This window comes from Halomonas sp. OfavH-34-E, from assembly GCF_024124525.1.
Taxonomy (GTDB): Bacteria; Pseudomonadota; Gammaproteobacteria; order Pseudomonadales; family Halomonadaceae; genus Halomonas; species Halomonas litopenaei.
Window position 1 is genome coordinate 1 of sequence record NZ_JAMXRY010000095.1, and the last position, 6869, is coordinate 6869.

General features: G+C 66.2%; 7 protein-coding genes. 5 read left to right on the forward strand and 2 right to left on the reverse strand.

What is annotated here, in order from left to right; all coding sequences use genetic code 11:
- Positions 1-112: 112 nt before the first annotated feature.
- Positions 113-1135 carry an alpha/beta hydrolase gene (locus tag NH448_RS22895; RefSeq protein WP_052704447.1) on the reverse strand — a complete coding sequence of 341 codons (1023 nt, stop codon included), beginning with the start codon at positions 1133-1135 and terminating at the stop codon, positions 113-115.
- 473 nt (positions 1136-1608) lie between these two features.
- Between NH448_RS22895 and NH448_RS22900 the strand changes: the two genes are divergently transcribed.
- Positions 1609-3795, forward strand: coding sequence for a malate synthase G (locus tag NH448_RS22900; RefSeq protein WP_253029538.1), 2187 nt, complete (start codon positions 1609-1611; stop codon positions 3793-3795).
- A gap of 200 nt (positions 3796-3995) precedes the next feature.
- On the forward strand, positions 3996-4409 hold the full coding sequence (locus NH448_RS22905; protein ID WP_045993913.1) for a PaaI family thioesterase: 414 nt from the start codon (positions 3996-3998) through the stop codon (positions 4407-4409).
- A gap of 9 nt (positions 4410-4418) precedes the next feature.
- Here the strand turns inward: NH448_RS22905 and NH448_RS22910 are convergent, their stop codons facing one another.
- Entirely contained in the window at positions 4419-4811 is a 393-nt protein-coding gene (locus NH448_RS22910; RefSeq protein ID WP_222516219.1) for a DUF423 domain-containing protein, read from the reverse strand.
- A 106-nt stretch (positions 4812-4917) separates the two neighbouring features.
- Between NH448_RS22910 and thiS the strand changes: the two genes are divergently transcribed.
- From thiS to trmB, 3 genes are all read left to right on the forward strand, one after another.
- A complete protein-coding gene (gene thiS / locus NH448_RS22915) occupies positions 4918-5118 on the forward strand; it encodes a sulfur carrier protein ThiS (protein WP_181248714.1) in 201 nt (66 codons plus the stop codon).
- Positions 5119-5204: 86 nt separating this feature from the next.
- The gene (locus tag NH448_RS22920; protein WP_045993915.1) at positions 5205-5999 is read left to right on the forward strand and encodes a thiazole synthase; all 795 of its coding nucleotides are present in this window, start codon (positions 5205-5207) and stop codon (positions 5997-5999) included.
- An 85-nt stretch (positions 6000-6084) separates the two neighbouring features.
- On the forward strand, positions 6085-6831 hold the full coding sequence (gene trmB, locus NH448_RS22925; protein WP_213227461.1) for a tRNA (guanosine(46)-N7)-methyltransferase TrmB: 747 nt from the start codon (positions 6085-6087) through the stop codon (positions 6829-6831).
- Positions 6832-6869 lie beyond the last annotated feature (38 nt).

Here is a 6869-nt window from a genome sequence, read left to right on the forward strand (position 1 = left end):
GTCTCGGGGCGCTCGGGGGCGCTGGCACAGCCGGCCAGCCAGACCAGCAGCACCAGCGCCAGCCAGGGCAGCAGGGAGGCGTGGCTGCCGGCGCGGTGTACCGTCTGTCGGGTCAAGCGTCTGGGCATTGAGATGACATCCTTTTCGGTAGAGGCCCTTCACTGAGCTGTTGTTCCAGAAATTGGCGCACTTCGGCGAAAAGGTCCAGGCGGATGGCCTCGGCCTCGTTGACCAGATGGTGGCGGGCTTGCGGGTGACAGCAGATGTGCGCGCCGGGAAACTTCTTGCCGAGTACCGCCAGATTCCAGGGCCCGTCCACCGTCAGGTCCTTCTCGCCTTGCAGGATCAGGGTCGGTAGCTGGCACGGGGGTAGCTGCATCAGGCGGGGCATCCAGCGGCGCATGGCGCTGACCCAGCCGGTGGGCAGGCGCACGGGCTGGAGCGGGTCCTGTTCACGCAGAAAGGTGGCGAAGTCGTCATCATTGGTGTTCGCCCGAAACTTGCGCGGCACGCTGGAGACAAAGGGGCTGACCAGGCGATGGACCCAGGCTGCTCGGGTCCAGCCCCAGGGTCTGACCAGGGGCGCCAGCAGCACCAGCGCCGACCAGTGGCCGTCATCGCCCCGGCTCAGGGCATCGGTGGCCAGGATGGCGCCGCCGGTGCTCTGACCGACGCCGACCCAAGGTCCCTGGGCCAGGCCGGCTTCGCTCAGGTGCTGCTGAAGCGTACGCAGGCAGTCGCCGTAGTCGGCAAAGTCGTCGATGTCGGCACGATCCCCACTGGACAGCCCGTGTCCCGGCAGATCCCACAGCACCACCGTGAGCTCGAGTTCCAGCAACAGCTCGAGCAGGTGGCGGTACAGGCCCAGGTGGTCGTAGTAGCCGTGAACCACCACCGCGGTGCCACGCGGGCGGGGCGGGCGCCATACCTGAGTCCACAGGCGGAAGCGTGGCGTCTCGATATTACCCGCGTGCAGCGTTACCCCTTCGGTGAGCAGGACATCGAGCCGATAGTGCGCCAGATAGCGTTCAAGGGTCGTTGCCATGGCCGGGGCGGCTGTCGCCACCAAGCCTTCGCCTTGTCTTGCCACCGGGGTCAGCCGTTCGATGGTCTCAAGGGGCGTGTAGTCGGTCATAGCGTCCTCCGCTGGGAAGGGGCGGTGGCGTGCGTTGCTCGGCACTCGGTTGTGCTGGGACGGCCAGATGGCGTGGAGGGTAGCGTCATCACCCTGCGCCTGGTTGCACCCTGACCGATCGTTGGCCACCTGCTTCTTCTGACACCGTCCGGAGGCCGTCGTTGCTCACCTGTGCCATGGAGGTATGGCCTTCGGCGTCAGATGAGGGAGTCGCCAGCACACGTCAACACCTTCCTGTCTGGGCTTCCTTGCCTGTTCCATGCTAGCGACCCATCGAGTTCGGCACCACTGTTTCCCAATCGACAAGGCCCTCGATAGCTCATCATTTGGTCTAGCCTTGAGCGGTAGAGCGGGGTTTTCGGTTTACAAATGGAATGATTTTCCACAAAATCATTCTGGAGCAGTCACCTTTTCCCCTGTCCGGCTGGAAGGTGCCAGGGGGGCACCCAAGGCCCAACGAGGAGCTAGACCCAATGACGCAACGCATTTCTCGCCATCGCCTGCAGGTGGCCGCCGAGCTGGACCAGTTCATCACCGAACAGGCGTTGCCTGGCACGGGGATCGATGCCGATGCCTTCTGGAAGGGCGTCGATGCCATCTTCCACGACCTGACGCCGACCAACCAGGCCCTGCTGGCCGAGCGCGACGCGCTGCAGCAGAAACTCTCGGCCTGGCACAGTGAGCACCCGGGGCCGGTCAATGACATGGCCGCTTACCAGGCCTTCCTCAAGGAAATCGGCTATCTGGTCGATCCGCCGGCCAAGGTCGAGGTGACCACCGAAAACGTGGATCGCGAGATCGCTTCCCAGGCGGGCCCCCAGCTGGTGGTGCCGGTGAACAACGCACGCTACTCGCTGAACGCCGCCAACGCGCGTTGGGGTAGCCTCTACGACGCGCTGTACGGCACCGACGTGATCAGCGAAGAGGATGGCTGCGAGAAGGGCTCGAGCTTCAACCCCAAGCGCGGCGAGAAGGTCGTGTCCTACGCCCGCAATGTGCTGGATCAGGCAGCGCCGCTGGCGACCGGCTCCCACCGTGACGCGGTCAAGTACTTCCTGCGCGATGGCCACCTGGTGGTGTCTCTGGACGGCGGCCGCGAGACCGGCCTGAAGGAGCCGGGCAAGCTGGTGGGCTACCAGGGCGACGCCTCCGCGCCGAGTGCCGTGCTGCTGTCCCACCATGGCCTGCATCTGGAAATCCAGGTCGATGACAGCCACCCCATCGGCAAGACCGACCCGGCCCACGTCAAGGACGTGGTGGTAGAAGCCGCGCTGACCTCCATCATGGACTGCGAAGACTCCGTGGCGGCGGTGGATGCCGAGGACAAGGTGGGCGTCTACGCCAGCTGGCTGGGTCTGATGAAGGGTGACCTCACCGCCGAGGTGGCCAAGGGCGGCAGTTCCTTCACCCGTCGCCTGAATCCGGATCGCGACTACGTCACGCCGGACGGTTCCGAGCTGACCCTGCCGGGACGCTCGCTGCTGTTCGTGCGCAACGTGGGTCACCTGATGACCAACCCGGCGGTGCTCGACGCCGACGGCAACGAAATGCCCGAGGGCATTCTCGACGCCATCATGACGTCGCTGATCGCCCTGCATGACCTCAACAAGGGTGACGATCAGCCGCGCAACTCGCGCACCGGCTCCGTCTATATCGTCAAGCCGAAGATGCACGGTCCCAAGGAAGTGGCCTTCGCCAACACCCTGTTCGGGCGTGTCGAAGACCTGCTGGGCATGGCCCGCAATACCCTCAAGATGGGCATCATGGACGAGGAGCGCCGCACCTCGGTCAACCTCAAGGCCTGCATCAACGAGGCCACCAGCCGGGTGGTGTTCATCAACACCGGCTTCCTCGATCGCACCGGTGACGAGATGCACACCGCCATGGAGGCGGGCCCCATGCTGCGCAAGGGCGACATGAAGGGCGCCGACTGGATTCAGGCCTACGAGCGCAGCAACGTGCTGGTCGGACTGGCCTGTGGCCTGCGCGGACGCGCCCAGATCGGCAAGGGCATGTGGGCCATGCCGGACCTGATGGCGGCGATGATCGAGCAGAAGATCGGCCATCCCAAGTCGGGCGCCAACACTGCCTGGGTGCCGTCTCCCACTGCTGCAGCGCTGCATGCCCTGCACTACCACCAGGTCGACGTGGCCCAGGTCCAGCGCGAACTCGAGGAGCTGGACGAAAGCGAGCAGCGCGATGATCTGCTCAAGGCGCTGCTGACCGTGCCGGTGGTCTCCTCCGCCGACTGGAGCGACGACGAGATCCAGCAGGAGCTCGACAACAACTGTCAGGGCATCCTCGGCTACGTAGTGCGCTGGGTCGAGCAGGGCGTCGGCGCCTCCAAGGTGCCTGACATCCACGACGTGGGCCTGATGGAAGACCGCGCTACCCTGCGGATCTCCAGTCAGCACATCGCCAACTGGCTGTACCACGGCGTAGTCGACGCGGCGCGTGTGGAAGAGACCCTCAAGCGCATGGCCAAGGTGGTGGACGGTCAGAACGAAGGCGACCCGGCCTACACCCCGATGAGCCCTGACTTCGACAAGTCCACCGCCTTCCAGGCGGCCAGCGACCTGATCTTCAAGGGGCGTGAGCAGCCGGCCGGCTACACCGAACCGCTGCTGCACCACTGGCGTCAGGTCCACAAGGCGAAGTAACACACTCGGGACGCCACCGAGTACGCCAAGCAAACGCCGCGATCCAGGCGGCGTTTCCCTGGACACACCCCCGGGCCTCCCCGGGGGTGTGTCGTTGTGTCGAGGGGAAAGCGCACAGCAGCGAGGGCGTTGAGGCGTCGTATCCAGGCTTGAGTTATGGTGAAGCTATCACGAGCCGGATTGCCTTCAGGGAGAGAACCATGACCGTGATGACCGCCGCCGCCATCGAGGATTTTCTGGACGACGTCTTTCCCCAGCGCATGGGCACCATCGAAGCCGTCTCGGAGATGCGGGCCACCATGAGCCTGGCCATCGAGGATGAACATCTGCGGCCCGGCGCCAGCGTCTCCGGCCCGACCATGATGGGACTGGCGGACGTCTGCCTGTACGTGGCCATCCTGGCCCAGATCGGGCCGGAGCCCATGGCGGTCACCAGCAACCTCAACTGCCACTTTCTACGGCGCGCCCGGGGTGATCGCGATCTGATCGCCAACGCCCGCTTGATCAAGCTGGGACGCCGCCTGGCGGTGGGTGAGGTGGAGCTTTTTTCCGACGGAGACGAGGCGCCGGTGGCGCACGTGACGGCGACCTACGTACTGCCCGATAACGACTGAGAGGCTATCTCACACGCGGGCTCGCCATAGTCCCCAGGCCAGCGCCAGCCAGCCAAGCAGCAACAGCACGCCGCCGAGCGGTGTGATCAGCCCCAGTGGGCCGAGCCCGACGCCGTAGAGCCCGACCAGGGCCATGGCGTACAGCGAACCCGAGAACAGCAGGATACCTGCCGACCACAGCCTCAGTGCCGTCAGCTGGGCGGCCAGCGGCTGCTGGGCCCGCCAGGCCAGCAGCGCCAGGCCAGCCAGGGTGTGCCAGGCCTGGTAGCGCACCCCGGTGGTAAAGGCGGCGGTCAGACGCTCAGGCAGGCGACCGTCGAGGCCATGGGCGGCGAAGGCGCCGAGCGCCACCACCAGGGCGCCGGACAGGGCGAGGGTGATCCACCAGTGACGATCCGGCATCGAGGCTCCTTGACGACGAGAGAGAGGAATCTGCCCTCAACCGTACCCCGCGGCGGCCCGAGCCGCTACAATGTTGCCCCCGCGACATCTTGATAATGAGGTGGCCATGCAGATTCAGCTAAATGGTGAGCCCCACGCCCTCGACCGTGAGCAGACCGTGGCGGAGTTGATCGACGCCCTGGGTCTGGGCGGGCGCCGCATCGCCGTCGAGCTCAACGAGGACATCCTGCCGCGCAGCCAGCACGGCGAGACCCGCCTGGCGGATGGCGATCGCATCGAGATCGTCCATGCCATCGGCGGCGGCTGAGGCGAACCACCCGCCAGCAGATACCGACGACTTTAGAGGTGCCGCTCGAAGGCGGCCTGGTTCCGTTTCGTGAGAAGGACTTGAGCATGACCGACATCTTTCAGGACAGCCCGCTGCGGGTCGCCGACCACGCCTTTTCCTCGCGTCTCTTGGTGGGCACCGGCAAGTACAAGGACTTCGACGAGACCGGCGAGGCGATCGCCGCCAGTGGCGCCGATGTCGTGACCTTCGCGGTGCGTCGCACCAACCTGGGTCAGGAGGCCGGTGAGCCCAACCTGCTCGACGTGGTGCCGCCGGAGCGCTATACCCTGCTGCCCAATACCGCCGGTTGCTACAACGCCAAGGATGCCGTGCGCACCTGTCGGCTGGCGCGGGAACTGCTCGATGGCCACAAGCTGGTCAAGCTCGAGGTGCTGGGGGACGACAACACCCTCTATCCCAATGTGGTGGAGACCCTCAAGGCCGCCGAGACGCTGGTCGCCGATGGATTCGACGTGATGGTCTACACCAGTGACGACCCCATCGTCGCCAGGGAACTCGAGGCCATCGGCTGCTGCGCGGTGATGCCGCTGGGCTCGCTGATCGGCTCCGGCCATGGCATCCAGAATCCGCACAATGTGCGCCTGATCATCGAGCAGGCCAAGGTCCCGGTGCTGATCGATGCCGGCATCGGCACCGCCTCCGAGGCAGCCCTGGCCATGGAACTCGGCTGTGACGGCGTGCTGATGAACTCCGCCATCGCCCACGCGCGCCAGCCGGTGCTGATGGCCGAGGCCATGAAGCATGCCGTGCAGGCGGGACGCCAGGCGTTTCTCGCCGGTCGCATGCCGCGTCGCGGCGCCGAGGCGTCATCGCCGTTCGCCGGCCGCATCAACGCCTGAAGCCGGCAGGAGCGGCATGGCCCGGCCTGCCGCTCCTGCTCAGCTTTCTCGCCCTGACACTTTCACCACGCCCCCAGACATCATCATGACCGACCAAGATCGCCCCGACGAGGGCAAGACCACCGGCCCGGAAGGACCGGACGCACCGCTGCATCGCCGTGGTATCAAGAGCTATGTGCTGCGGGCCGGGCGCATGACCCAGGCGCAGACCCGTGGGCTTGAGGAAGTCTGGCCGCGGCTGGGACTGACCCTCGCCCAGGGGCGCCAGGACCTCGATGCGCTGTTCGGCCGCCAGGCGCCCAGGGTGGTCGAGATCGGCTTCGGCATGGGAGCGTCGCTGATCGAGCAGGCCGAGACCCATCCGGACACCGACTTCATCGGAATCGAGGTACACGCCCCGGGCGTCGGCAAGTTGCTCGACGAAGCCGACAAGCGTGGGCTTTCCAACCTGCGGGTCTACCGCGAGGATGCCCTGGCGGTACTGGAGCAGTGCCTGCCCGAGGGCAGCCTGACCACCCTGCAGCTGTTCTTCCCCGACCCCTGGCCGAAGAAGAAGCATCACAAGCGGCGCATCGTCCAGCCGGCGTTCGTCGAGCTGGTGCGGACTCGCCTGGCCAGCGGTGGAACCCTGCACATGGCCACCGACTGGGAAGCCTACGCCGAATGGATGGCCGAGGTGATGGAGGCAGCCCCGGGCTACCTCAATACCGCGACCCCGGAGACGGCGCCCTATGTGCCGCGTCCCGACTTTCGTCCGCTGACCAAGTTCGAGGCGCGGGGCGAACGGCTCGGTCACGGTGTCTGGGACCTGATCTTCCGCCGCGTCGACTGACGCCGGCATCGGCGGCGCGGCCCTGGCCGCGTCGCCCG